Source organism: Pseudoalteromonas arabiensis (genome assembly GCF_001550155.1).
Classification (GTDB): domain Bacteria; phylum Pseudomonadota; class Gammaproteobacteria; order Enterobacterales; family Alteromonadaceae; genus Pseudoalteromonas; species Pseudoalteromonas arabiensis.
The window spans coordinates 416,781-440,003 of sequence record NZ_LRUF01000024.1 but is presented as its reverse complement, the minus strand read 5'-3'; the positions used below and the strand labels follow the sequence as shown (position 1 = coordinate 440,003).

20 protein-coding genes and 5 tRNA genes are annotated in these 23,223 nt (G+C 41.6%); 9 read left to right on the top strand and 16 right to left on the bottom strand.

Annotated features, from left to right (window positions below; all coding sequences use genetic code 11):
* Positions 1-13 precede the first annotated feature (13 nt).
* The 5 genes from PAARA_RS15240 to PAARA_RS15220 are packed head-to-tail and all read left to right on the top strand — an operon-like array spanning position 14 to position 5,291.
* Positions 14-1,621: an ABC transporter substrate-binding protein gene (locus tag PAARA_RS15240; protein WP_062569859.1), complete on the top strand. Its 1,608-nt coding sequence runs from the start codon at positions 14-16 to the stop codon at positions 1,619-1,621.
* Positions 1,621-2,655 (top strand): ABC transporter permease, encoded by a 1,035-nt coding sequence (locus PAARA_RS15235; RefSeq protein ID WP_062569858.1) that lies wholly within the window; start codon positions 1,621-1,623, stop codon positions 2,653-2,655. Before PAARA_RS15240 ends, PAARA_RS15235 begins: the two co-directional genes overlap by 1 nt.
* Positions 2,642-3,535, top strand: coding sequence for an ABC transporter permease subunit (locus PAARA_RS15230; RefSeq protein ID WP_062569857.1), 894 nt, complete (start codon positions 2,642-2,644; stop codon positions 3,533-3,535). The genes PAARA_RS15235 and PAARA_RS15230 overlap by 14 nt, the downstream gene beginning before the upstream one ends.
* 2 nt (positions 3,536-3,537) lie before the next feature.
* Entirely contained in the window at positions 3,538-4,530 is a 993-nt protein-coding gene (locus PAARA_RS15225) for a peptide ABC transporter ATP-binding protein (RefSeq protein WP_062569856.1), read from the top strand.
* The gene (locus PAARA_RS15220; RefSeq protein ID WP_062569855.1) at positions 4,530-5,291 is read left to right on the top strand and encodes an ATP-binding cassette domain-containing protein; all 762 of its coding nucleotides are present in this window, start codon (positions 4,530-4,532) and stop codon (positions 5,289-5,291) included. The genes PAARA_RS15225 and PAARA_RS15220 overlap by 1 nt, the downstream gene beginning before the upstream one ends.
* A gap of 96 nt (positions 5,292-5,387) precedes the next feature.
* Here the strand turns inward: PAARA_RS15220 and PAARA_RS15215 are convergent, their stop codons facing one another.
* From PAARA_RS15215 to PAARA_RS15150, 13 genes are all read right to left on the bottom strand, one after another.
* A complete protein-coding gene (locus PAARA_RS15215) occupies positions 5,388-5,729 on the bottom strand; it encodes a cupin domain-containing protein (protein WP_062569854.1) in 342 nt (113 codons plus the stop codon).
* Positions 5,726-6,124 carry a GNAT family N-acetyltransferase gene (locus tag PAARA_RS15210; protein WP_062569853.1) on the bottom strand — a complete coding sequence of 133 codons (399 nt, stop codon included), beginning with the start codon at positions 6,122-6,124 and terminating at the stop codon, positions 5,726-5,728. The genes PAARA_RS15215 and PAARA_RS15210 overlap by 4 nt, the downstream gene beginning before the upstream one ends.
* 67 nt (positions 6,125-6,191) lie before the next feature.
* Positions 6,192-8,093, bottom strand: a complete 1,902-nt coding sequence (ppiD, locus tag PAARA_RS15205; RefSeq protein ID WP_062569852.1) for a peptidylprolyl isomerase — start codon at positions 8,091-8,093, stop codon at positions 6,192-6,194.
* A gap of 200 nt (positions 8,094-8,293) precedes the next feature.
* Entirely contained in the window at positions 8,294-8,584 is a 291-nt protein-coding gene (locus tag PAARA_RS15200) for an HU family DNA-binding protein (protein ID WP_175580427.1), read from the bottom strand.
* A gap of 193 nt (positions 8,585-8,777) precedes the next feature.
* A complete protein-coding gene (lon, locus tag PAARA_RS15195) occupies positions 8,778-11,138 on the bottom strand; it encodes an endopeptidase La (RefSeq protein ID WP_062569851.1) in 2,361 nt (786 codons plus the stop codon).
* A 143-nt stretch (positions 11,139-11,281) separates the two neighbouring features.
* Positions 11,282-12,565, bottom strand: coding sequence for an ATP-dependent protease ATP-binding subunit ClpX (gene clpX, locus PAARA_RS15190; protein WP_062569850.1), 1,284 nt, complete (start codon positions 12,563-12,565; stop codon positions 11,282-11,284).
* 134 nt (positions 12,566-12,699) lie between these two features.
* Positions 12,700-13,317, bottom strand: coding sequence for an ATP-dependent Clp endopeptidase proteolytic subunit ClpP (gene clpP / locus PAARA_RS15185; RefSeq protein WP_062569849.1), 618 nt, complete (start codon positions 13,315-13,317; stop codon positions 12,700-12,702).
* A gap of 274 nt (positions 13,318-13,591) precedes the next feature.
* Positions 13,592-14,896 carry a trigger factor gene (gene tig, locus PAARA_RS15180; RefSeq protein ID WP_062569848.1) on the bottom strand — a complete coding sequence of 435 codons (1,305 nt, stop codon included), beginning with the start codon at positions 14,894-14,896 and terminating at the stop codon, positions 13,592-13,594.
* Between the two features lie 440 nt (positions 14,897-15,336).
* A tRNA-Pro gene (locus PAARA_RS15170) sits at positions 15,337-15,413 on the bottom strand.
* Between the two features lie 124 nt (positions 15,414-15,537).
* Positions 15,538-15,614: transfer RNA gene (locus PAARA_RS15165), tRNA-Pro, on the bottom strand.
* A 16-nt stretch (positions 15,615-15,630) separates the two neighbouring features.
* Positions 15,631-15,706: transfer RNA gene (locus PAARA_RS15160), tRNA-His, on the bottom strand.
* Positions 15,707-15,729: 23 nt separating this feature from the next.
* Positions 15,730-15,806: transfer RNA gene (locus PAARA_RS15155), tRNA-Arg, on the bottom strand.
* Between the two features lie 50 nt (positions 15,807-15,856).
* Positions 15,857-15,933 (bottom strand) — tRNA-Pro (locus PAARA_RS15150).
* A gap of 327 nt (positions 15,934-16,260) precedes the next feature.
* Here PAARA_RS15150 and folD point away from each other — a divergent pair.
* Entirely contained in the window at positions 16,261-17,115 is an 855-nt protein-coding gene (folD, locus tag PAARA_RS15145; protein ID WP_062569846.1) for a bifunctional methylenetetrahydrofolate dehydrogenase/methenyltetrahydrofolate cyclohydrolase FolD, read from the top strand.
* A 45-nt stretch (positions 17,116-17,160) separates the two neighbouring features.
* Here the strand turns inward: folD and PAARA_RS15140 are convergent, their stop codons facing one another.
* Together PAARA_RS15140 and cysS are read right to left on the bottom strand one after the other, a co-directional pair.
* A complete protein-coding gene (locus tag PAARA_RS15140; RefSeq protein WP_062569845.1) occupies positions 17,161-18,045 on the bottom strand; it encodes a DMT family transporter in 885 nt (294 codons plus the stop codon).
* A gap of 137 nt (positions 18,046-18,182) precedes the next feature.
* Complete coding sequence (gene cysS, locus PAARA_RS15135; protein WP_062569844.1) at positions 18,183-19,562, bottom strand: cysteine--tRNA ligase; 1,380 nt, start codon at positions 19,560-19,562, stop codon at positions 18,183-18,185.
* Positions 19,563-19,739: 177 nt separating this feature from the next.
* Between cysS and PAARA_RS15130 the strand changes: the two genes are divergently transcribed.
* The 3 genes from PAARA_RS15130 to PAARA_RS15120 all read left to right on the top strand — a co-directional run bounded on the left by PAARA_RS15130 (position 19,740) and on the right by PAARA_RS15120 (position 21,865).
* On the top strand, positions 19,740-20,231 hold the full coding sequence (locus PAARA_RS15130; RefSeq protein WP_062569843.1) for a peptidylprolyl isomerase: 492 nt from the start codon (positions 19,740-19,742) through the stop codon (positions 20,229-20,231).
* 53 nt (positions 20,232-20,284) lie between these two features.
* The gene (locus tag PAARA_RS15125; RefSeq protein ID WP_062569842.1) at positions 20,285-21,016 is read left to right on the top strand and encodes a UDP-2,3-diacylglucosamine diphosphatase; all 732 of its coding nucleotides are present in this window, start codon (positions 20,285-20,287) and stop codon (positions 21,014-21,016) included.
* 90 nt (positions 21,017-21,106) lie between these two features.
* Positions 21,107-21,865, top strand: a complete 759-nt coding sequence (locus tag PAARA_RS15120; RefSeq protein ID WP_167346346.1) for a substrate-binding periplasmic protein — start codon at positions 21,107-21,109, stop codon at positions 21,863-21,865.
* 64 nt (positions 21,866-21,929) lie between these two features.
* On the opposite strand, the gene PAARA_RS15115 is transcribed toward PAARA_RS15120, so the two are convergent.
* Entirely contained in the window at positions 21,930-23,054 is a 1,125-nt protein-coding gene (locus tag PAARA_RS15115) for a hypothetical protein (RefSeq protein ID WP_062569840.1), read from the bottom strand.
* Between the last annotated feature and the right edge of the window lie 169 nt (positions 23,055-23,223).

Below are 23,223 nucleotides of genomic sequence, written 5' to 3'. Positions count from 1 at the left end.
AGAGGCTAATCAGGTGTTTAAACCGTTACTTGCTTTGTCTTTGGTGTGCTTAGTAGGCTGCCTAGATAGCGAAGAAAAAACCACAGAACAAAAAAACCAAGGCTTAGTGTATTGCGCTGAAGCTAACCCCGTGTCGTTTAATCCGCAAGTGACAACCACTGGTTCGACTATCGATATTATTGCTAATCAGCTATACGACCGCTTGCTCAGCATCGACCCTGTCTCTGCTGAGTTTCAGGCAGAGCTTGCCACTGATTGGAAAATAAGTCCTGATGGTAAAGCCATCACATTTATGCTCCGTAAAGGGGTAAAGTTTCATACTACTCGGTACTTTACACCGACCCGAGACTTTAATGCTGATGATATTATTTTTACCTTCAGTCGCCTATTCGATGTTTACAATCCTTACCATTTTGTTGGTGATGCTAACTACCCATATTTTCAAAGTGTCGGTATTGATCAATTAATTCGCCGTATTGTACGCGTTTCTGATTACCAAGTTCGGTTTGAATTATACAACGCTGAAAGTAGCTTTTTAGCAAATTTGGCCACGGATTTTGCTGTTGTGCTATCGAAAGAATATGCTATGCAGCTCAAAGATCGCAAACAAGAGAACCTGTTTGATCAATACCCTGTTGGTACAGGTCCCTATGTATATAAAGAATACCGTCGTGACCGCTTAATTCGTTACTATCGTAACCCTGATTATTGGAAACATCCCGTTGTGCTTGAGCAATTGGTGTATGACATTACACCCAATGGGACAACAAGGGTTGCGAAAATGCTCACTAAAGAATGCGATGTGACTGCGCACCCAAGTAGCGCACAACTCAGTATTTTGTCACAACGTGAAGATATCAAAGTTCAAAAAGAGCAAAACCTCAACATTGGTTATTGGGCCTTCAATACGGAACGTCCGCCGTTTGATGATGTGCGTGTTCGACAAGCCCTCGCAAGCGCCATTGATGTCGACAAAATTATGCAAGCTGTGTATTACGGTAACGGCATAAAAGCACAATCATTATTGCCTCCAGCATCGTGGGCCTTTGAAGCACAAAAAGCGATGCCCGAGTTTAACCCTGAGCTTGCTAAAACTTTACTTGCCGAAGCGGGCTATAAAGATGGCTTTGATATGAATATTTGGGCCATGCCAGTAAGCCGAATTTACAACCCAAATGCACGTAAAATGGCTGAATTAATGCAAAGTGATTTACGTAAAATTGGCGTTAATGTCAGCATTGTAGAATACGAGTGGAACACTTTTTTACAACGCATTGGTGAGCATCGTCACGACAGTGTACTACTGGGATGGGCAGCCGATACGCCTGACCCTGATAACTTTATGAGCCCGTTACTAAGTTGTACTGCTACTTTTAGTGGTAAAAACCCCGCTAACTGGTGTAATCCTGAATTCGATTTACTACTTACTCAGGCTCTTGATACCACTGACTTAGAAAAACGAAAACAGTTTTATAACCAAGCACAGCGAATAATTGTTCAAGAAATGCCGATATTGCCGATTGCACATGGAATGCGCTTTCAAGCGGCAAGTAGTGACGTTAAAGGTATTAGCCTAAGCCCCTTTGGAGGCATCTCACTGGCTAACGCGAGGAAAGAGTAATGATTCTGGACTATATTCTTCGCCGTTTAGCGCTATTATTATTCATGATGTTAACATTGAGTGTCTTCACTTTTTCGTTAAGCTTTTTATTCCCAGGTGATGCACTGACCAACTTGAGTGGCGTTACTAATAGTACTTTTTCTCAAACAAATGCACTTGAAGCGAAGTTTCATTTTAGCGAAAATTATGTAATACAATATTTTGCATTTTTAGAACGGATTATGCAGGGTGACTGGGGCATCTCTTTTGCATCGGGAGAAAGTGTCTTTACGCATATTATAGATTTGTTTCCTGCTACTCTTGAACTAAGCACCTACGCACTTATTGTGTCTGTGTTAGTGGGTGTACCTGGCGGAATATTAGCGGCGGCTTATTATAAACGTTGGCCCGATAAATTAATTAACTCAGGAACCTTAGTTGGCTATTCAATGCCTGTATTTTGGCTAGCTCTATTACTAATTATGGTGTTTTCACTACAATTAGGCTGGTTTCCAATGTCAGGCCGAATGGGGTTACTCTACGAAGTAGAGCCCGTTACGGGCTTTATCCTCATTGACATTATTGCCGATGATTTCCCTTATCATGGCATGGCATTTTTAGATGCGCTGCATCACTTGACCTTACCAACCATCGTGTTAGCCATGTATCCAACAACAGTATTGGTTCGCTTTACCCGTGATTCAATGCTCAAAGTGCTCGATCAAAGCTATATTAAAACAGCCCGTGCAAAAGGCTTAAACCGTGCGCAATTAATTATTCACCATGCACTACGTAATGCATTACTGCCTGTAATCAAGCAAATTGGTCTACAGTTTAGTACCTTGATAACGCTGGCAATGATAACGGAAGTTATTTTCTCTTGGCCAGGTATTGGTCGCTGGCTAATCGACAGTATTTATCAACGTGACTACCCAGCTATTCAAGGTGGCTTACTCGCTGTGTCTATGTTTGTTATTTTGGCTACCATAGTCGCCGAACTAACATATACGTTATTCGATCCATTATCGCGGAACCAAGCACATGGCAAAGTTTAATTTATTCTCTGAAGAGTCGAATAAATCGCCACTAGCGCGGTTTTGGCGAAAGTTTAAAACAAATCACCCTGCACTAGTTGGTTTGTGGCTGTTTATAGCACTTGCATTACTTGCTGCATCCGCTCCACTCCTTGCGCCTTACGGCGTGAATCAGCAGCATAGCGATGCTTTATTACTACCTCCTTCTTGGCATGATGCTGGCGATGTTAGGTTTTTGTTAGGTACTGACGATTTAGGCCGAGATGTATTGTCACGTTTAATGAACGGGGCAACTTATACCTTTGGCCTATCTGTTGTTGCTGCACTAATTACCACTGTTATAGGTGTATTAGTCGGTACATTTGCTGGTATTAGTCATGGTATTCGCTCAAGCTTTTTGAATCACTTACTCGATATCACGTTATCTATCCCATCACTGTTACTGGCGATAATTATCATCGCAATTCTTGGCCCTGGTTTAATGAATACAGTTTGGGCGATTATCTTAGCCTTATTACCACAATTTATTCATTCGGTAAGGAATTTAATTGTTGAAGAGCTAAGCAAAGACTACATTACCGCTTTTAAACTCGACGGCGCATCTAATTGGCATATTTTAGCACGCGGTATTTTTCCAAATATTTACGAACATATCGTGGTTATTTTTACCATGGCTTTGTCGACAGCAATACTCGATATTTCAGCGCTAGGTTTTTTAAAGCTAGGTGCACAACCTCCGACTACAGAATGGGGAGCAATTTTAGCTGAAAACCTAGGTTTAATTTATCTTGCCCCTTGGACTGTTGGCCTGCCAGGCGTATTATTATTTCTAGCGGTCCTGTCTACCAATTTAGTAGGTGATGGTCTGCGCCAAGTGCTTAAAGAACGTAAGGCTGAATAACTATGCAATTACTCGATATTCGCAATCTCACGATAGAGTTACGCACTTCTGACACAGTAATTCGTGCAGTTGATAAGGTCAGCTTAGCATTAAAAGAAGGCGAAGTTCATGCTCTTGTCGGTGAATCTGGCTCAGGAAAAAGCTTAATTGCAAAAGCGATTGTTGGAGTTTTAAATAAGCGCTGGCATATCACAGCAGATAGAATGCATTGGCGCGGCGTTGATTTAATGCGCTTGTCGACAGAACAACGCAGGAAGCTAGTCGGTCAAGATATTGCAATGATCTACCAAGACCCCAGCCGCTGTCTTGACCCTACAGCCAAAATATTTGATCAAATAGCTGAAACCCTGCCCGCACAAGCGACCAGTGGCTTTTTTTTAAAGCGTAATAGACAACGTAGAGACAGAGTAAAAGCATTGATCCACAAAGTGGGTATCAAAGATCATAAAAAGGTGCTCGACAGCTACCCTCATGAACTTTCTGAGGGGATCTGCCAAAAAGTGATGATAGCGATGGCCATTGCCCGTACTCCTAAATTACTTATCGCTGATGAGCCGACAACTGCACTTGAAAGCACCACCCGTGCACAGGTATTCAGGTTACTAAAGAGCTTAAACCAGCTAAAAAACATGTCGATACTAATGATCTCTCATGAACTGGAAGAGATCTTCGAGTGGTCGCATGGTATGCACGTTCTATATTGCGGACAGATGGTTGAAGCAGGCCCGACTAATCGTATTTTTAGTCAGCCTCACCACCCGTATACTCAAGCACTTTTGAAGAGCTTACCTGATTATGAGCAAGGCCTTGCCCACAAAGAGCCGTTTTATGCATTAAAAGGCACTATTCCGACCTTGCAGCACTTACCTATAGGTTGCCGTTTGGGGCCACGTTGTCCACAAGCACAAAAAGCATGTGTTGTAACACCTAAGCTGACTAAACATCATAGCCACAGTTATGCTTGCCATTTCCCCCTCATTAAGGCGATGAAATAATGCAACCTCTGTTAAAAGTTCAAGCGTTATCAAAGAGTTTTAATTTACGTGCAGGGTTATTCTCACGTAAACGCTTTTCAGTACTAAAAAATATTTCGTTCTGCTTAAGTCAAGGCGAAACCATTGCGATTATTGGTGAAACAGGTTCAGGCAAAAGCACCCTTGCTAAGCTACTTGCTGGAGCCGACAATGCCGACAAAGGGCAAATTTTACTGGACGGTAATATTATTGAAAATGATGGCTTACGTGATAACGACTGTCGTCATATAAGATTGATATTCCAAGACTCTGAAGCTTCACTCAATCCTGGTTTAACGATTGGCGATATGCTCAATGACTGCTTACAGTACAACACTGATTTAAACAAAGATGAACGTGAAGAAAAAATAAAGCAGACTCTCGCAAAAGTGGGTTTGCTATTAGATCATCAGCATTATTACCCACACATGTTTAGTAGTGGCCAGTTGCAACGCATAGCGCTTGCACGCGCTTTAATTCTAGACCCTAAGGTTGTAGTTCTCGATGAGGCTTTATCGTCTCTAGACCCGTCTGTACGCGCACAAACGGTAAACTTATTACTACGTTTACAAAAAGATACGGGCTTGAGCTATGTACTGATTACGCATCATTTAAGTTTAGTCCGCCATATTAGCGACCAACTCGTGGTACTCGATCATGGTGAAATTGTTGAGTACGGGCAAACTGAAGCAATCTTCCAAGATCCACAATCAAAAGTAACACAGAAGCTGTTGAATTGCTGATAGTGAGCTGTCAGCTATCAGTTTGGTTCGGCGTTAAAACGCCTCCTATGCGGGTGATTTGATCACTCAATTAACCTTACTCTTTCCCCTCGGCTTTTACACATCAATTCTGTCACCATGGCTTGGTGGTGTTGATGTAACGATAAAATGTAATGGTTCAGTACCTTGATTAGTTAGCTGATGAACTCGGCCAGCAGTTACATGCAAACCTTGTTGCGCAGTCAGTTGGTGTATTTGCCCATCAAGCTCGATAGTGGCACAACCACTAAGCACGAAGAAAAATTGCTCTGCATGCTTGTGGTAGTGCTTTACTTCAGCTCCACCCACAGGAACATGTTCTTGAATTACACTCAGTGCATTAGACTTTACCAAATGCCAACCGTCGCAATTGTTACCCCATGTGTAATGCTCTGCGCTGTGTTTGTCTACGATACTCAAAACTTTTTATACATCCCTTGGCTTTGTGGCGCGACAAACTTGTAGCCAAGCTTTTCGTAAAAACCTGGTTTATCAGCCACCATTGTGACATAGCTGCCCTCAAAGGCTGCCGATTCAATGTAACGGTCAACATGTTTCATAATCACTCTGCCTAAGCCTTGCCCTTGGTAGTCAGGTGCCACAGCAATATCAACCACTTCAAAATTACAACCACCATCGCCAATTACACGCCCCATACCAATCAGCTTTTCGTCTTTGCGGATACAAATAGCATAAAGAGAATTTGGTAAACCTGCTCTAGCCGCCGCGAGTGAACGAGCCGACAAACCCGCTTTGCGGCGCATTTCACAGTATTCTTCGGCACTCGGCAGTTGCTCAATAAAACTATATTGCATAATTACTCCTTCTCTGTGGTAACAAAAAAGGCGCCAGAGGCGCCTTTTACTTAAGTCGTTTTGCTACTTATTCAGCAGCTTGAACCACTTTTGGTACCTGAATATCAGCTTGCGCTTTAAGTGCAGCAATAAATACCATGTAGTTTTTATTCACTTGAGCCATGGTGATATTTTGCTTTTGTTGCTCATTAATTTCAGCTTTAGGTGCTTCATTAACAGCTTTTAATGCAACGATTGCTGTATCACCATTGCTTAGGTCAACAACATCAACAACTGGCTTATCTTCAGGGTGTGCCATTTTAAATGCTTGTTGAACAATTGCAGGCGACACCGTATAAGCTTGGCGAGCAAGCGCAGCTTCTTGACGAACAGTTAGTCCTTCAGCCGTTGCTACATCATTTAAGCTCTTTCCAGCTTCAATATCAGCATACAGAGTACGTGCTTTTTCTTTAGCAAGTTCCGATGCTTTTTGTGCTACTAATGTTGCTTTGATTTGCTCAGAAACGTCTTCTAGCGGTTTAGTTGTAGCCGCTTTATGATCGTTTACACGCACAACGATAGCATGCTCATCACCGACTTCAATCACTTCTGAGTTCATGCGATCTTCTAACACTTCAGGTGAGAAAATGGCAGCAACTACTTGAGGGTTGTTTAGCGGTTCAGGTAACGCATTACGTGTAACAAGTTCCGTTTTTTGTACTTCTACGCCAGCTACATCTGCGGCATCTGTTAAAGTATCTGAAATTTCAAACGCAAGTTCACCCATTTGAGTTTGCTTCTCATAAAACGCATTAACTTTCTTAGAGCGTTCAAGTTCAGCGCGAAGTTCATCTTTTACGTCTGCATACGGTTTTACTTGCTGTGTTTGGATGTCAGTAAGCTTAATGATGTGATAACCAAATTCTGATTCTACAACGCCTGATATGTCACCTTTATTTTCAAGAGCATAAGTTGCGTCTTCAAACGCGGGGTCCATCATGTCGCGTTCAATCCAATCTAAGTCACCGCCCATTTCAGCGCTAACAACATCATCAGATGATGATTCAGCTAATTCAGCAAAATCGGCACCGTTATTAAGCTGTGTTAATAGCTCTTCAGCTTTCGCTTTTGCGGCATCATCATCTTCACTGTTATCAATTAAGATATGCGAAACACGACGTTTTTCAGGCTCAACGTATTGTGCGCTGTTTTGGTCATAGTATGCTTTTACGTCATCTTCAGAGACACTTGAATCTAATTCAAGATTTGCTGCATTTAGGTCAATATAGCTTACCGATACTTGCTCTGGTGACAAAAACTGCGGTTGGTTTAAGTCGTAGTAATCCGCAATCTCTTGCTCAGTGACTTCAATACCCTCTTGCAAAGACTCTTTATCAACAACCACATAATCAATGCTACGTGTTTGTTGTTGCAGCGCTACAGTATTATTTAATTCGTTTTCTAAAACAAAATCACTGCCCGCCACTGCACCAACCAATTGGCTGCGTGTCATATCTTCACGTAAATACTCACGAAAAGCGTCTGGTTGGAAGTTCATTTGACGAATAACTTGTAAGTAACGGTCATTGCTAAATTGGCCGCCAACTTGGAAGTAAGGCATTTCTAAAATAGCTTTACGAATACTTTCATCACTGACGCGAAGACCCAATTCTGCCGCTAGTTGAGTTTGCAATTCTTGTTGTACTAAACGGTCGATGACACCTTGACGAATTTGCGCCATGTAATTTGGATCGGCAGCGATTTGTGCGAAGTATTCACCAAATTGTTGCTCTAAACGGCTGCGTTCGTTTTGGTACGCACGGCTGAACTCGGTTTGGCTAATTTTAACTCCATTTACTTCTGCAACGGGCTGCTCTGTGGTTTGTCCTAAATAACCACCAATCCCAGCTAAAGCAAAAGATAAAATCACCGCGCCTAAAATAATTTTGGCTGCAGGTCCCTGCGAACCTTCTCTGATTTTCTCAAGCATTTATTTATCTCTATTCTGATCAGGTAAAAATTATACCAATTAGCTTAATGAAGTATCATTGCGGCTTGGTATCAACCCTGCTCATGTAAAAAAAGCGTATCTTACCAGATACGCTTTTCCACTTGAAGTAACTGGCGCTAAGATACTTAATTTGATCTAAGTGCAATTAAGTATCTTTCACCTAACTAATCGTGTGTTGATTAGTTTACTGCGTCTTTCAGCGCTTTACCTGCTTTGAAAGAAGGAATATTTGCTGCAGCAATCTGGATAGTTTCACCAGTTTGCGGGTTACGGCCTGAACGTGCTGCGCGCTCACGTACAGAGAAAGTACCAAAGCCAACTAGCGCTACTGAATCGCCATCTTTAAGAGCGCCTGAAACAGCCTCGATGAATGAATCTAGTGCACGACCAGCAGCCGCTTTAGAAATGTCAGCATCAGCTGCGATTTGATCGATTAATTGAGATTTATTCACAATATCATCCTCTTTCATTGTTATTATCAAGAGCGATTGTTTTTAAATTAACATCACTGTTTTGAAAATTTATGAGCAAATTAAGTTTATGCTCAGTTTATTATATTTTTCTCAACCCTAGGCCACATAAGGCCTAGGCTTGAAAACTAGTGCTTAACTTATCATACCTTTGGTATTTGAAAAGCCCCTAAATGCACTTTTTTGCGGTTTTTTACTGGTTTTTTTCAGTTTCGACAGAAAAACTCTCAACTGGGTGCTTTAAAGCCAGTTTTAAAACGTCATCAATCCAAGTAACTGGGTGAATTTCAAGGCCCTCTAATACGTTATCAGGGATCTCTTTTAAGTCACGTTCGTTAATTTTTGGAATAATAACAGTTTTAATTCCACCACGATGTGCTGCAAGTAGCTTTTCTTTAAGGCCGCCAATTGGTAATACTTCACCGCGAAGCGTAATTTCACCAGTCATGGCGACATCAGAGCGTACAGGGTTCCCAGTTAAGCTCGATACTAAGCCTGTCACCATGGCAATACCCGCACTTGGGCCATCTTTTGGTGTTGCGCCTTCAGGTACATGCACATGAATATCACGCTTTTCGTAAAAGTCGCTATTAATGCGTAGTTTCTCAGCACGATTACGAACGACCGTCATCGCTGCCTGAATTGACTCTTGCATTACATCACCCAAAGAACCGGTATAAGTTAGCTTGCCTTTACCCGGTACGGCAGCTGATTCGATAGTCAGTAAATCTCCACCTACTTCAGTCCACGCAAGGCCCGTTACTTGGCCAATGCGGTCACCATCTTCTGCTTTACCATAGTCAAAGCGTTGTACACCTAAGAATTCTTCAAGGTTGTTATCGTCGATAAGTACCTTTTTGGTGCCTTTATCAAGCAAGATATTCTTAACCGCTTTACGGCATAGTTTTGATACTTCACGTTCTAAGTTACGAACGCCCGCTTCGCGTGTGTAATAACGAATAATACCAATAATCGCACTGTCTGCTATCTCAACCTCAGACTCTTTTAAACCGTTACGCTTCACTTGTTTTGGAATTAAGTGTTGTTTTGCGATATTCAGCTTTTCATCTTCGGTATAACCCGATAAACGAATCACTTCCATACGATCCAGTAATGGACCTGGGATATTAAAGCTGTTTGAGGTGGCAACAAACATAACATCTGATAAGTCGTAATCCACTTCAAGGTAATGATCAGCAAAATGGCTATTTTGCTCTGGATCGAGCACCTCAAGTAATGCTGAAGCAGGGTCTCCGCGCATATCCGATGACATCTTATCAATTTCATCTAATAAGAATAATGGATTCTTCACACCCACTTTGGTCATATTCTGGATTAACTTGCCAGGCATAGAGCCAATGTAAGTACGGCGGTGACCACGGATTTCAGCTTCATCACGTACGCCGCCTAATGCCATACGCACATATTTACGGCCTGTAGAACGCGCGATTGACTGACCCAATGAGGTTTTACCCACACCTGGAGGTCCTACTAAACATAAAATAGGGCCTTTTAACTTATTGGTACGTTGCTGCACAGCAAGATACTCAATAATGCGTTCTTTCACTTTATCTAAGCCGTAATGGTCGGTATCTAGAATCTTTTGCGCACCCGCTAAGTCTTTTTTCACTTTTGAGCGTTTTTTCCAAGGCACATTGATTAATGTATCAATGTACGAGCGCACAACAGTCGCTTCTGCCGACATTGGCGACATCATTTTTAACTTAGCAAGCTCAGCGTTCGCTTTTTCTTGTGCTTCTTTTGGCATGCCCGACTCTTCAATACGCTTTTTCAGCGCTTCGAATTCATCCGGTACATCATCAAGCTCACCGAGTTCTTTTTGGATGGCTTTCATTTGCTCGTTGAGGTAATACTCGCGCTGCGATTTTTCCATCTGCTTTTTCACGCGGGTACGAATTTTCTTCTCAACTTGCAATAAATCTATCTCGCCTTCCATCAACGCCATTAAGTACTCAAGACGCTCTGTTACATCGGCAATCTCAAGCACTTTTTGCTTTTCAGGTACCTTAAGTGGCATATGTGCCGCCATAGTATCAGCCAGACGTGCAGCTTCATCGATACCTGACACAGAAGTAAGTACTTCTGGTGGAATTTTCTTATTTAGCTTTACATAGCCTTCAAACTGGCTGATTGCGCTGCGAATGAAGATATCTTGTTCTTGCTCGTCGATATGGCTTGATTCAATGAACTGCGCTTCTGCAACAAAGAAATCATCATTATCTAGAAACTTCTCTACACTTGCGCGTTGTGTTCCTTCGACAAGCACTTTAACGGTGCCATCAGGTAGCTTTAATAACTGAAGTACTGTGGCAATAGTACCCACACGGTAAATATCATCTTGCTGCGGATCATCAACTGAGGCGTCTTTTTGCGCCACTAGGAAAATTTGTTTGTCCTTGTCCATCGCCGCTTCTAGGCATTTTATTGATTTTTCACGACCAACAAAAAGCGGGATCACCATGTGTGGATAGACCACGACATCGCGCAGTGCCAACACGGGGATTTCGACTCGATCTGTTCTCTCAAGCGTCATTATATTCTCTTCGCACTTCATTTATTTTAAAGATTACTCAAGTATATGGGGATATGTAAGGGAAAGTTCAACAAATTTATAAAAAAAGGAGCCTTTGGCTCCTTTTTAATGCTTAACTGCTTAATATTTGAACTATCAGGAGATTACTCTGATGCTGCTTTATCTTGATTACCACTTTGGTAAATCAAAATTGGATCAGACTCACCTTTTATCACTGTTTCATCGATAACAACTTTGCTTACTTCATCCATTGATGGCAGCTCATACATAGTATCGAGTAACACACCTTCAACAATCGAGCGTAAGCCACGTGCACCTGTTTTACGCTCCATTGCTTTATGTGCAATCGCTGATAAAGCATCTTCGCGGAACTCAAGCTCAACATCTTCCATCGCGAAAAGTGCTGAAAACTGTTTTGTTAACGCATTTTTAGGCTCGCTAAGGATTTGAATAAGCGCGGCTTCATCAAGTTCAGTCAATGTTGCAACAACAGGTAGACGACCAATAAACTCTGGGATTAAACCATATTTTACAAGATCTTCTGGCTCAACATCTTTAAATGTCTCACTTAAGCTGCGGCTTCCTGATGAGTTTTTAACCTCAGCACCAAAACCAATACCTGTGTTCTTATGACTACGCTGTTCAATCACTTTATCTAAGCCTGCAAATGCACCGCCACAGATAAATAAGATCTTAGATGTGTCAACTTGTAAAAACTCTTGCTGCGGATGCTTACGACCACCTTGTGGTGGTACTGATGCAACCGTACCTTCGATTAATTTAAGTAAAGCTTGTTGAACACCTTCACCAGACACATCGCGGGTGATTGACGGGTTATCTGATTTACGTGAAATTTTATCAATTTCATCAATATAAACGATACCACGTTGTGCTTTTTCTACGTCGTAATCACACTTTTGCAGTAGCTTTTGAATGATATTTTCAACGTCTTCACCTACATAACCGGCTTCAGTTAGCGTAGTCGCATCAGCCATAGTAAATGGTACATCAAGTAAACGTGCCATTGTCTCAGCTAGAAGTGTTTTACCACTGCCCGTAGGACCAATTAGCAAGATATTACTTTTACCCAATTCGATATCTGGGTTGATAGTTTGATTACGTAGACGCTTGTAATGATTGTAAACTGCAACAGATAACACTTTCTTCGCGTGATCTTGGCCAATTACATAGTCATCTAAGTGATTACGAATCTCTTTTGGTACAGGCAGTTTATCAGACGCGTTGTGCTTAGGCGCAATGTCTTTGATTTCTTCCCTGATAATATCGTTACACAGCTCAACACATTCATCACAAATGTATACTGAAGGACCGGCAATTAACTTACGTACTTCATGCTGGCTTTTGCCACAAAAAGAGCAGTATAACAATTTATTACTTTTGTCGCCGTCTGTAGGAGTGTCAGACATTCAGCTACCTCTTTTATTACGTTGGTAGCAGCATCTATCTGCTGCTAATTCACTATGTGTAACTATATCAAAGATTTTTAGTTTTCGCATAGTAAAGGTGATAGCTAATAATACGTAATTACTAGCTATTCAGGTTACTTAGTTTCACGATTCGTGAATACCGAGTCGACTAAGCCATATTCAACTGCTTCACTAGCAGTCATGAAGTTATCGCGGTCAGTATCGCGCGATACAACATCTAACGGTTGCCCCGTATGCTCAGCCATTAAACGGTTTAGCTTATCTTTAATTGACAGAATTTCACGCGCATGGATTTCAAAATCAGATGCCTGACCTTGGAAACCACCTAATGGTTGGTGGATCATGACACGTGAATTTGGTAAACAGAAACGCTTACCTTTAGCACCACCTGAAAGCAAAAATGCACCCATGCTTGCCGCTTGACCGACACAAATTGTGCTTACATCCGGTTTGATAAAATTCATTGTATCGTAAATTGCCATACCAGCAGTCACTGAACCACCAGGCGAATTAATGTAAAGATAAATATCTTTTTCTGGGTTTTCTGATTCTAAAAATAGCATTTGCGCAAGAATCAGGTTTGCCATGTTATCTTCAACTTGGCCAGTTAAGAAAATAATGCGCTCTTTTAAAAGACGAGAGTATATATCATATGAGCGCTCACCTTTCGCTGTTTGCTCAACAACCATAGGGACTAATGCGTTTAGAGGGTCTATCATACCGCTGTTCATTCTTGTTTAATTCCTTATCCGCTGCGACTCATCCTTACAATAAGGAAAGCACATTTATACTAATATTAATAAAGCTATCTATTTAATCTTTTAAACTATATAGGAACTTATCAGAACAAATTCAATCCTCGTCGAACAAAGTTCTGCAATAACATCAGCATTGTTGGTTTTTGTGAAACTAATATCCACAAACTAAAATGGCCCGGGTACGCTGTATAAATACAGAGTAACACGAGCCATTTAATCGCTAGCGAGAGCTTAAGTCAATGACTTATTAAGCACCTTGCTGTGGATTCATGATGTCGTCGAATGCTTTTTCAACGTCAGTCACGTTTGCTTTAGCTAGAATTGCTTCAACTGCTTGCTCTTCCATAGCAACGTTGCGCATTTGTTGCATAAGCTGATCGTTTGCTTTGTAGTATTCTACAACTTCAGTTGGATCTTCATATGCAGATGCAACCGTTGCAATTAGCTCTTCAACTTTAGCATCATCAACTTTAAGCTCGTTCGCCTTGATAACTTCACCTAATAATAGGCCAGTTTTAACGCGAGTAATAGCTTGCTCGTGGAAAAGCTCAGCTGGAAGCTCAGGCATGTTTTTAGCGTCGCCACCGAAACGTTGTGCAGCTTGCTGACGTAGAGCATCAATTTCTTGATCTACTAGCGCTTTTGGCACTTCGATTTCGTTATTTTCTAAAAGACCTTTGATTGCTTGATCTTTAACGTTAGCTTTAACCGCTTGGTCAAGCTCACGCGTCATGTTCTTTTTAACTTCTTCTTTAAGAGCGTCAACACCGCCTTCAGCTACACCGAATTTAGTTGCGAACTCATCATTAAGCTCAGGAAGCTCTTGAGTTTCAACTTTTTTCACAGTAATTGTGAAAGAAGCCGCTTTACCTTTCAAGTTTTCAGCGTGGTACTCTTCAGGGAAAGTTACTTCAGCAACAACTTCTTCGCCCGCTTTTTTGCCAACGATGTTGTCTTCAAAACCTGGGATCATACGACCTTGACCAAGTTCTAGAGGGAAGTCTTCAGCTTTACCACCTTCAAACTCTTCACCGTCGATAGAACCAACGAAATCGATAGTTACACGGTCATTTTCACCTGCAGCTGCGTCAACTTCAGTCCACGAAGCATGTTGCTTACGTAACGTTTCTAGCATGTTAGCTAAGTCTTCATCAGTGACAGAAACAGCTGGTTTTTCAACAGCGATTTTATCTAAACCTTGGATTTCAACTTCTGGGTAAACTTCGAAAGTTGCATCGAATTCTAAATCTTTACCAGCTTCTAACGCTTTTGGCGCGAAAGTAGGCGCACCTGCTGGGTTAATTTTCTCTGAAACGATTGCTTCAATGTAGTTGCGTTGCATTAATTCGCCAGCAACTTCTTGACGTACTGCTGCACCGTAACGCTTGTTGATGATAGACGCTGGTACTTTACCAGGACGGAAACCATCGATACGCTGGGTTTTAGACAGTTGTTGTAAGCGTTTTTTTACTTCAGTCTCAACGTTCTCTGCAGGAACGGTGATGGTCAGACGGCGCTCAAGGCCTTGAGTCGTCTCAACAGAAACTTGCATGATTTACCTCAATCTTCAATTTTGGCGACTGTTCGCCTTCCTTACAAACAAGGTGATCTCTATGAGTGATAGCAAGTTTTAACGCTGAAAATTTCAACTTAAAACGGCGCATTGTAACCATGAGATACCATTGCTGCTTTGCCTCTATGGGCACTATGTTAAACAATAGACGCGGCATTATAACCTAATATTTATGATAGTCGAGTCTAGGGGGCAATTATTTGGCGTATATAGCAGCAATCAGCGTTCAAATGCGTAAAAAACGAACGCAGTAAAATAACAACGATGAATTAAGCTGGTTTGAAGGTATGAAATATGAATTTAAGAAGCTTTTAGCGAGGAATTAAAGCTTAAAAGTGGTCGGCGATGCAAAATTTGCACCTGCGACTGAATTGGATATACCCAAATCAATCGTTCTTTGACCTTGAACTTTCTAAAAGTGGTCGGCGATGCAGGATTTGAACCTGCGACCCCTTGGACCCAAACCAAGTGCGCTACCAAACTGCGCTAATCGCCGATACTGAGAGAAGTTTTGAAAATAAATACCACAATTTATAGTGGTCGGCGATGCAGGATTTGTACCTTCGACTGAATTGGATATACCCAAACCAATCGCTCTTCGACCTTTAACTTTCTAAAAGTGGTCGGCGATGCAGGATTTGAACCTGCGACCCCTTGGACCCAAACCAAGTGCGCTACCAAACTGCGCTAATCGCCGATATCTTAGAGTAAATTGGGGTGACTGATGGGGCTCGAACCCACGACAACCGGAATCACAATCCGGGGCTCTACCAACTGAGCTACAATCACCACGGCATTTACATATTTTCAAATGGCGCACCCGGAAGGATTCGAACCTTCGACCAACGCCTTAGAAGGGCGTTGCTCTATCCAGCTGAGCTACGGGCGCATCGAAAACTTCAAAAGTTTGCCTGTAAGCACCGCTTCTTAAAGAAGAAGTGGTCGGCGATGCAGGATTTGAACCTGCGACCCCTTGGACCCAAACCAAGTGCGCTACCAAACTGCGCTAATCGCCGATGCTTACTATTGTTTGCGAGTGACCTCGTTAACAACGGGGTGCATAATAGTGATTTGGCTGGGTTAGGTCAAACATTTTTTTAAGAAAATAATTCAATCGGTCACTTTTAGTTCATAATGGTTAAATATTGCAAATATAAGCTAAAATTTGGACTCTTTTTTATAAATCGACGCTTTATATAAGATTGCATCTTGGCGCTATGATGCTTTTCTGCGAAAATACGCAACATAAAATAAATATGATTTATTTATCCACACCCCTTTATCGGATAATCATATTTAAATGTATCAGTATCAAGTTAACTAACCCCAATGAAAGGTCACCCATGACGGCAAACATCATCGATGGTAAGGCAATAGCTAAACAAGTACGCAGCAATGTAGCAGAACGCGTTGCAGAGCGTGTAGCGAACGGATTACGTGCTCCAGGACTCGCAGTCGTGTTAGTAGGTCAAGATCCAGCAAGCCAAGTGTATGTTGGTTCTAAACGTAAAGCATGTGAAGAAGTCGGCTTTGTATCTAAGTCTTATGATTTACCTGGCGACACCACTGAACAAGATTTACTTGCATTAATAGATCAACTAAACGAAGACAAAGAAGTAGACGGTATTTTAGTTCAATTACCTTTACCGCAAGGCCTTGATGCTGAAAAAATTCTTGAGCGTATCACTCCTCACAAAGACGTTGATGGTTTCCACCCGTATAATATTGGTCGCTTAGCGCAGCGTATGCCTGCACTTCGTCCTTGTACGCCAAAGGGGATCATCACCCTACTCGACTCTACAGGTGTTCGTTACAAAGGCATGCATGCTGTGGTTGTTGGCGCATCAAACATTGTTGGTCGCCCTATGTCACTTGAACTTTTACTTGCAGGCTGTACAACAACGGTGTGTCACAAGTTTACTCAAGATTTAGAAACGCATGTTCGCCGCGCTGATTTATTAGTTGTTGCGGTTGGAAAGCCTGAGTTTATTCCGGGTGACTGGGTTAAAGAGGGTGCCATTGTGATTGATGTGGGCATTAATCGTCTTGATTCGGGTAAGCTTGTTGGTGACGTTGAATACGATGTAGCAGAACAAAAAGCACATTTTATCACGCCTGTACCTGGTGGTGTTGGCCCGATGACTGTGGCAAGCTTAATCGAAAATACGCTTGAAGCTTGTGAAAAATATCACAGCTAAACGCTAAGTTTTGTAAAAGGGCTGCCAATTGGCAGCCCTTTTTGTTTATGCTTTTTGTCTACTAGAACGAATAACCTTCAACATCTGTGGCAGTACTGAAAATACGATCATCATGGCCATAATCAAGTATTGCCAATCTTGGTATTGCTCGCTAAGTAAAATAACAGCACATACGATACCCGCAATTGGGTTTGCAATAGTCCCGAATGAAAACTCAGCAACAGTCATACGCCCTAATAACCACACATACAGTATATAGGCGATGGCGGTATTGGGCACGATTAACCAAAAGAATGCAGAATATTGCAGCGTTGAGATAGGCTCAAATACCACTTGGTATTGCTCTGAGTGAAGTAAACTGCCATCAATAAACGCAGCCAATAATAAAATAGTGCCGCCAATGATTAACTGCCAGGTAAGTACAACCCACCAATGTATATGCACCGACAAACTTTGTACTAAGGTGCTACCAATCACAATAGTAAGTAAAGCCCCAAATAAAGCAGCCACTCCCAATACATTCAATGCTACGTGTGCTGGGTCAAACAACAACCACGCCAATACCACCAGCGTCATAGCGCAGAGTGCTTGAATTTTTGCAGGGCGCTGCCCTTTCGTAAGCCAAGCATATAACAAAGCCACAACAGGCACAGACACCATCCCTACCCCAGCAATGGCAGCAGGAAGATTCACTGCCATAATAAAAATAAACGCAAAAAACAGCGCAATATTCACAGCGCCTAAGGTCAATAAACTTGGCCACTGAGAGCGGGTCGGTAAACTAGGTTTAAGCAATAAAAGTAATAACCCTGCAGGTAATGCACGCACTGCGCCTAATAACAATGGTGGCCAATCTGGTGTGGCATATTTAGTTACTGCGTAAGTGGTACCCCATAAAAAGGCAGGGATCATGGCAAGTAAGATATTCAAAGTCAGTCCTTGTTAAAGCAAAGTAACGCCAAGGTAAAACCTCAACTTTAGTTGAGGTCAATATTAAAAATAAATTTTTAAAACAAAAAAGGTTGCCGACATTGGCAACCTTTTGATGTGTAATTTTAGATTGATACTTATGCTTTACGCCATGTTGTTTTGCCAGCAGAATCTTCCAGTACCACACCAAGTGCATTCAATGCATCACGGGCTTCATCAGCTGCCGCCCAATCTTTACTAGCACGGGCCTCATTACGTTTTGCGATTAACCCTTCGATATGTGCAACTTCGTCATCAGCTTGACCACCTTGTAAAAAAGCTTCTGGATCTTGCTGTGCAACACCTAATACCTCTGCAACACTGCGCAGTACATAAGCAAGTTTACCTGCTTGCTCTGCATCGCTGTCTTTAACACGGTTTAGCTCTTTTGCTAACTCAAATAACACAGGTAGCGCTTCTGGGGTGTTGAAGTCATCATCCATCGCCTTTCTGAATTTAGCCACATAGTCATTGCCTGTTAAATCACATTCAATTGGCGTTACGCCGCGCAGTGCAGTGTAAATTCGCTCAAGAGAGGAGCGCGCTTGCTCAAGGTTTTCTTGCGAATAGTTAAGCTGGCTACGGTAATGACCTGAAATTAAGAAGTATCGAACTGATTCAGCATCGTACTCTTTTAATACATCACGCACGGTAAAGAAGTTGTTTAATGACTTAGACATCTTCTCTTTATTAACCTGTACCATACCTGTGTGGATCCACGTATTCACGTATTTACCGTTATTTGCACAGCATGACTGAGCAATTTCGTTTTCATGGTGCGGGAACTGTAGATCTGAACCACCACCGTGAATATCAAAGTGCTCACCTAGGTGTTTAGAGCTCATTGCCGAACATTCGATGTGCCAACCAGGACGCCCTTCCCCCCATGGTGATGACCATGATGGCTCGCCAGGCTTGGCTTTTTTCCAAAGTACGAAATCAAGTGGATCTTGCTTATCTTGTGCAACTTCAACGCGAGAACCAGCCTGTAGCATGGTTAGGTCTTGTTGCGATAAAGCGCCGTATTGCTCAAAGGTTGATACATCAAACAATACGTCGCCATCTGCTGCAACATACGCATGGCCTTTAGTAATTAAACGCTCAACCATCGCGATGATTTCATCCATATGGTTTGTCACTGTAGGCTCAACATCAGGACGCAGCATATTTAAGCTATCAAAGTCTTCATGCATCGCCTTGGTCATACGCAAGGTTAAATCATTGATTGACTCATCATTTTCATTAGCACGCTTGATAATTTTATCGTCAACATCAGTAATGTTACGAACATATTTTAAGTCATAACCAATGTGGCGAAGGTAACGAACAATGACGTCAAAACCGACGAATGTACGGGCATGACCGATGTGACAGTAATCATAAATGGTGATACCACACACGTACATGTCGATTTTGCCATCAACAAGGGGTTTAAACTGCTCTTTTTGTCGCGTAAGTGTGTTGTAAATTTGTACCATTTATAAAATGTCCTTAACGGTGTTTTGAGATTCTTTATGGTAACACTTGCAAAGCCGCCGCTCTAGCGCTTTATCAATCGAATAAGCACTTTGTTAATCTGTCTCAATAAGCACTTTGTTAATCCAAGGCAACTACTATAAAATAGCCCCATTATTAAACCAGATATAGGAAACCTCATGGTTGTACTACACACAAACTTTGGTGACATCACTATCAAGATGCACGAAAGCGATGCACCAAACACAGTTAAAAACTTTTTAGAGTATGCAAACTCTGGCTTTTACAACGGTACTATTTTTCACCGTGTAATTGATGGTTTTATGGTACAAGGCGGTGGTTTTGAGCCAGGTATGGTTCAAAAAGAAGTAAACAACCCTATCGAAAACGAAGCTAATAATGGCCTTGCGAATAAAGTAGGTACATTGGCAATGGCACGTACGCCGGATCCACATTCAGCGACTGCGCAGTTCTTCATTAACGTTAACGACAATGACTTCTTAAACTTCAGCAGTGAAACATCACAAGGCTGGGGCTACTGCGTGTTTGCAGAAGTTGTTGAAGGTATGGACGTGGTAAACAAAATCAAAGGTGTTGCAACTGGCAGCGCTGGTTTCCACCAAGACGTACCACTTGAAGATGTAATCATCGAAAAAGTAACGGTTAGCTAATTTAACCGTTAAGTTTTTTAAGCGGGCCTTTGCCCGCTTTTTTGCGAGTAACCATGAAACAAAGTTATTTTATTGCCGATCTCCATTTAACAGAAAACCGCCCTGACATCACCGCAGCATTTTTTGATTTTCTTGATAACAAGATTATTAATGATGATGTTGATGCACTGTATATTTTGGGTGACTTTTTTGAAGTATGGGTAGGTGATGACTATCAGACTGATCTTTCAAAGAGTGTTGCCGCACGTTTAGGCCTAGTAAGTGAAAGTGGTACAGAGGTGTTTTTTATTCATGGCAATCGCGATTTTATTATGCGAGAAGGCTATGCAAAAAGCGCGAGTATGACTTTATTGCCTGAGCAGGTCGTTATTGATTTATATGGCACTCCAACAGTTATCTTGCACGGCGATGAAATGTGCACCCAAGATGTTGAATATCAAAAGTTCCGCAAAAAAAGTCGTGGTTGGTGGTGGCCTAAACTAATGCTTGCTATGCCGCTTTGGTATCGCAAAAAGATTGCCCGCAACGCTCGTGAAAAATCTAAACAAAGCCAAGCTGGCAAAGCGTTAGAAATCCTTGATGTAACTGAAGATGCGGTATTAGCAATGTTTGAAAAGCATCAGGTTGCTAATATGATCCACGGTCATACACACAGACCCAACGTACATCACTACAGGGTAAATAATAAGACATTGACTCGCACTGTACTCGGTGATTGGTATGAGCAAGGGTCGTACCTAAGGGTTACACCTGCTAATCAAGAGCTAATCAGCTCGCCACTTTAAATAATAGAAACTTTGACTATGCTTGAATAGAGTTTTTACTAAAAAGCGTGTGTCATGATTGTTCGGTTAACCTGTTTGTTTTGTTGTTTAATGCTAAGTTTTTCTCCTTATAGCCAAACTTGGCGATTAGTCACAGAACCATTCCCACCTTTCCTTATCGACAACAACGAAAAGCCGGGCTGGGTTCATGAACTCGTTGTTAGCGCACTAAAAAGTCAAAATAAAAATGTAGAGATTGAGTATACTCATTGGGCTCGCGCATTAAAGCTTGCGCAGCGACATAAACGTGTCGCGGTTATTGGTGCTTTTTATACCCTAAAAAGGGCGAAAATATTTACCTATTCTCTACCTCTTGCGACAGCTGATATTGTGCTTTTGAAACGTGCTGATAGTGAGATTACCTATTCAGGTTCCTTATACTCTCTGACTCCTTACACAATCAGCAAAGGAGAAGACTATGTTATAAGTGAGGAGTTTGAACACCACCCTCAACTTGCGGTTACGACAACACATAGTCTAATAGAAAGCTTAACCCTTTTAATACATGGCCGTGTAGACCTCGTTGCCGGCACAAAAGAAGTCGCATTATACTGGTTAGAAAATAACGAAACCTTGCAAAATTTCAAACACTCGGAAATAAAGGTCATCACCCCTTTCCTATCAACTCAAATGTTACACGTTATTACGGCCAAAGATCACCCTCAATCTGACTATTTTCAGCAAGATTTATATACAGGGTTACAAACTATTGTGGCAAATGGAGACGCCGAAAAAATATTAAAACGTTATGATTTTGACACGAATCAAACTGACAAAGTTTTAGCGTTGCTTAGCAAAAATTTTAATTAGCCAAGTTCGTAAGTCATTTATTTTGCTTAGTATAGAGGCTATAACGCCTCTATACTAAAATAACCTAACAGCCAGTGCTCACGGAATTATTTGTGCAAGTTGTCACCCCACCCGAGGTCGAACAGGTTGTATAATTTATTTCTCGAGTACAGTCACCCCCTCTAATAAGCGTCCCCCCTCCTGGGCCTGTAACAATCCCGCCAATTCCACCACCTCCAGGCGAACTCATTTGCGTTGTTGCACCTTCAATACTTTCTAAATTTTCGATTAAACAATTAGAAACAAGTGTATCTGTTAAAGTAACATTGATGCCACTCATAAAAGTGCCAATTTCAATGCCATCAACGAGTGAAGCCCCTCTATCTAGAGTGAAAGTAAGATTCAGATCTCTTGCCCCATTAGTTATTGATTGACCATGATAACCCACTTTAAACACTAATTTATTACTTGAATTACCATAAGAACGCGTTGCATACACACCGACTTTATCGTGGCTTAATGAAAGTGAAATCCCTGCACTATTTTTACCAATATGAATCCCCGAAACTTTCACTTGAGTATCAGTAATAAACTCATTCCAGCTACCTTTACCAAGGCGAGTGGCTATTTGAGCATGCATTTCTTTTTTAATACTTCTACGTGCATCAATGCTCGTTAAATAAAAAGATGGGTGATTGGCACAACTTTCATCAGAACTAGCAAGCGTGGAACGTGTTGAATCATCCCCCCAGTTTCCTGCATGTACAGTCACTGTTGAGTTAGTTGTAACAGTACCGGCTTCATTCACAGCCCGCCTAAATTCACTATCTATCTCATAAAAGTCATCAAGTGCAGCGGCTTCAGCGCTATTGAGTGTAGTATCTATTGCTTTGACTTTTACCGTTTTACTATACTGGGTTTGTTGCTCTGTAGTAATTATAAATTTAAACGCCACTCGCTGCAGTGCATTAGCGACAATAACCTCTTTTGAAGTTATATTACAAAGATAGGTCGTTACCCCAAACTCTGGCTTACCATCATTTAAATTCCTAACTTCACAGTTAGGCCTCTCATAATATAATTTTGCAATACGCAGTGCCTCTCTATAGTCACATGTATCACACGCTTTTGCTTCTGTAAGTGCTGCTGCAGCATCATTTGCAATAAACAATACGCTCACAGCCAACATTAATATCAACTTATATTTCATCTTATTTCCTTACCCTCAATATCAAGGGGTCATCCATTTTGTTTTAATCAAGGTTATAAAATACATACGTCAATACTTTGGACCATTTATGGGTATTTTAGATTTACAGCATTGTCAATATTTATTTTTTTATAAAGAATAAGGCTCTTGAAAATAGCTGGGGGTAGGG

Bases quoted from the DNA above. Each gene is read 5' to 3' on its own strand.
- PAARA_RS15225 (WP_062569856.1), top strand. From the start codon at position 3,538: ATGCAATTACTCGATATTCGCAATCTCACGATAGAGTTACGCACTTCT.
- PAARA_RS15120 (WP_167346346.1), top strand. From the start codon at position 21,107: ATGCTAAGTTTTTCTCCTTATAGCCAAACTTGGCGATTAGTCACAGAA.
- tig (WP_062569848.1), bottom strand. From the start codon at position 14,896: ATGCAAGTTTCTGTTGAGACGACTCAAGGCCTTGAGCGCCGTCTGACC.
- PAARA_RS15220 (WP_062569855.1), top strand. From the start codon at position 4,530: ATGCAACCTCTGTTAAAAGTTCAAGCGTTATCAAAGAGTTTTAATTTA.
- PAARA_RS15230 (WP_062569857.1), top strand. From the start codon at position 2,642: ATGGCAAAGTTTAATTTATTCTCTGAAGAGTCGAATAAATCGCCACTA.
- PAARA_RS15200 (WP_175580427.1), bottom strand. From the start codon at position 8,584: ATGAAAGAGGATGATATTGTGAATAAATCTCAATTAATCGATCAAATC.
- folD (WP_062569846.1), top strand. From the start codon at position 16,261: ATGACGGCAAACATCATCGATGGTAAGGCAATAGCTAAACAAGTACGC.
- ppiD (WP_062569852.1), bottom strand. From the start codon at position 8,093: ATGCTTGAGAAAATCAGAGAAGGTTCGCAGGGACCTGCAGCCAAAATT.
- PAARA_RS15130 (WP_062569843.1), top strand. From the start codon at position 19,740: ATGGTTGTACTACACACAAACTTTGGTGACATCACTATCAAGATGCAC.
- clpP (WP_062569849.1), bottom strand. From the start codon at position 13,317: ATGAACAGCGGTATGATAGACCCTCTAAACGCATTAGTCCCTATGGTT.
- PAARA_RS15235 (WP_062569858.1), top strand. From the start codon at position 1,621: ATGATTCTGGACTATATTCTTCGCCGTTTAGCGCTATTATTATTCATG.
- PAARA_RS15125 (WP_062569842.1), top strand. From the start codon at position 20,285: ATGAAACAAAGTTATTTTATTGCCGATCTCCATTTAACAGAAAACCGC.
- PAARA_RS15210 (WP_062569853.1), bottom strand. From the start codon at position 6,124: ATGCAATATAGTTTTATTGAGCAACTGCCGAGTGCCGAAGAATACTGT.
- lon (WP_062569851.1), bottom strand. From the start codon at position 11,138: ATGACGCTTGAGAGAACAGATCGAGTCGAAATCCCCGTGTTGGCACTG.
- cysS (WP_062569844.1), bottom strand. From the start codon at position 19,562: ATGGTACAAATTTACAACACACTTACGCGACAAAAAGAGCAGTTTAAA.
- PAARA_RS15115 (WP_062569840.1), bottom strand. From the start codon at position 23,054: ATGAAATATAAGTTGATATTAATGTTGGCTGTGAGCGTATTGTTTATT.
- clpX (WP_062569850.1), bottom strand. From the start codon at position 12,565: ATGTCTGACACTCCTACAGACGGCGACAAAAGTAATAAATTGTTATAC.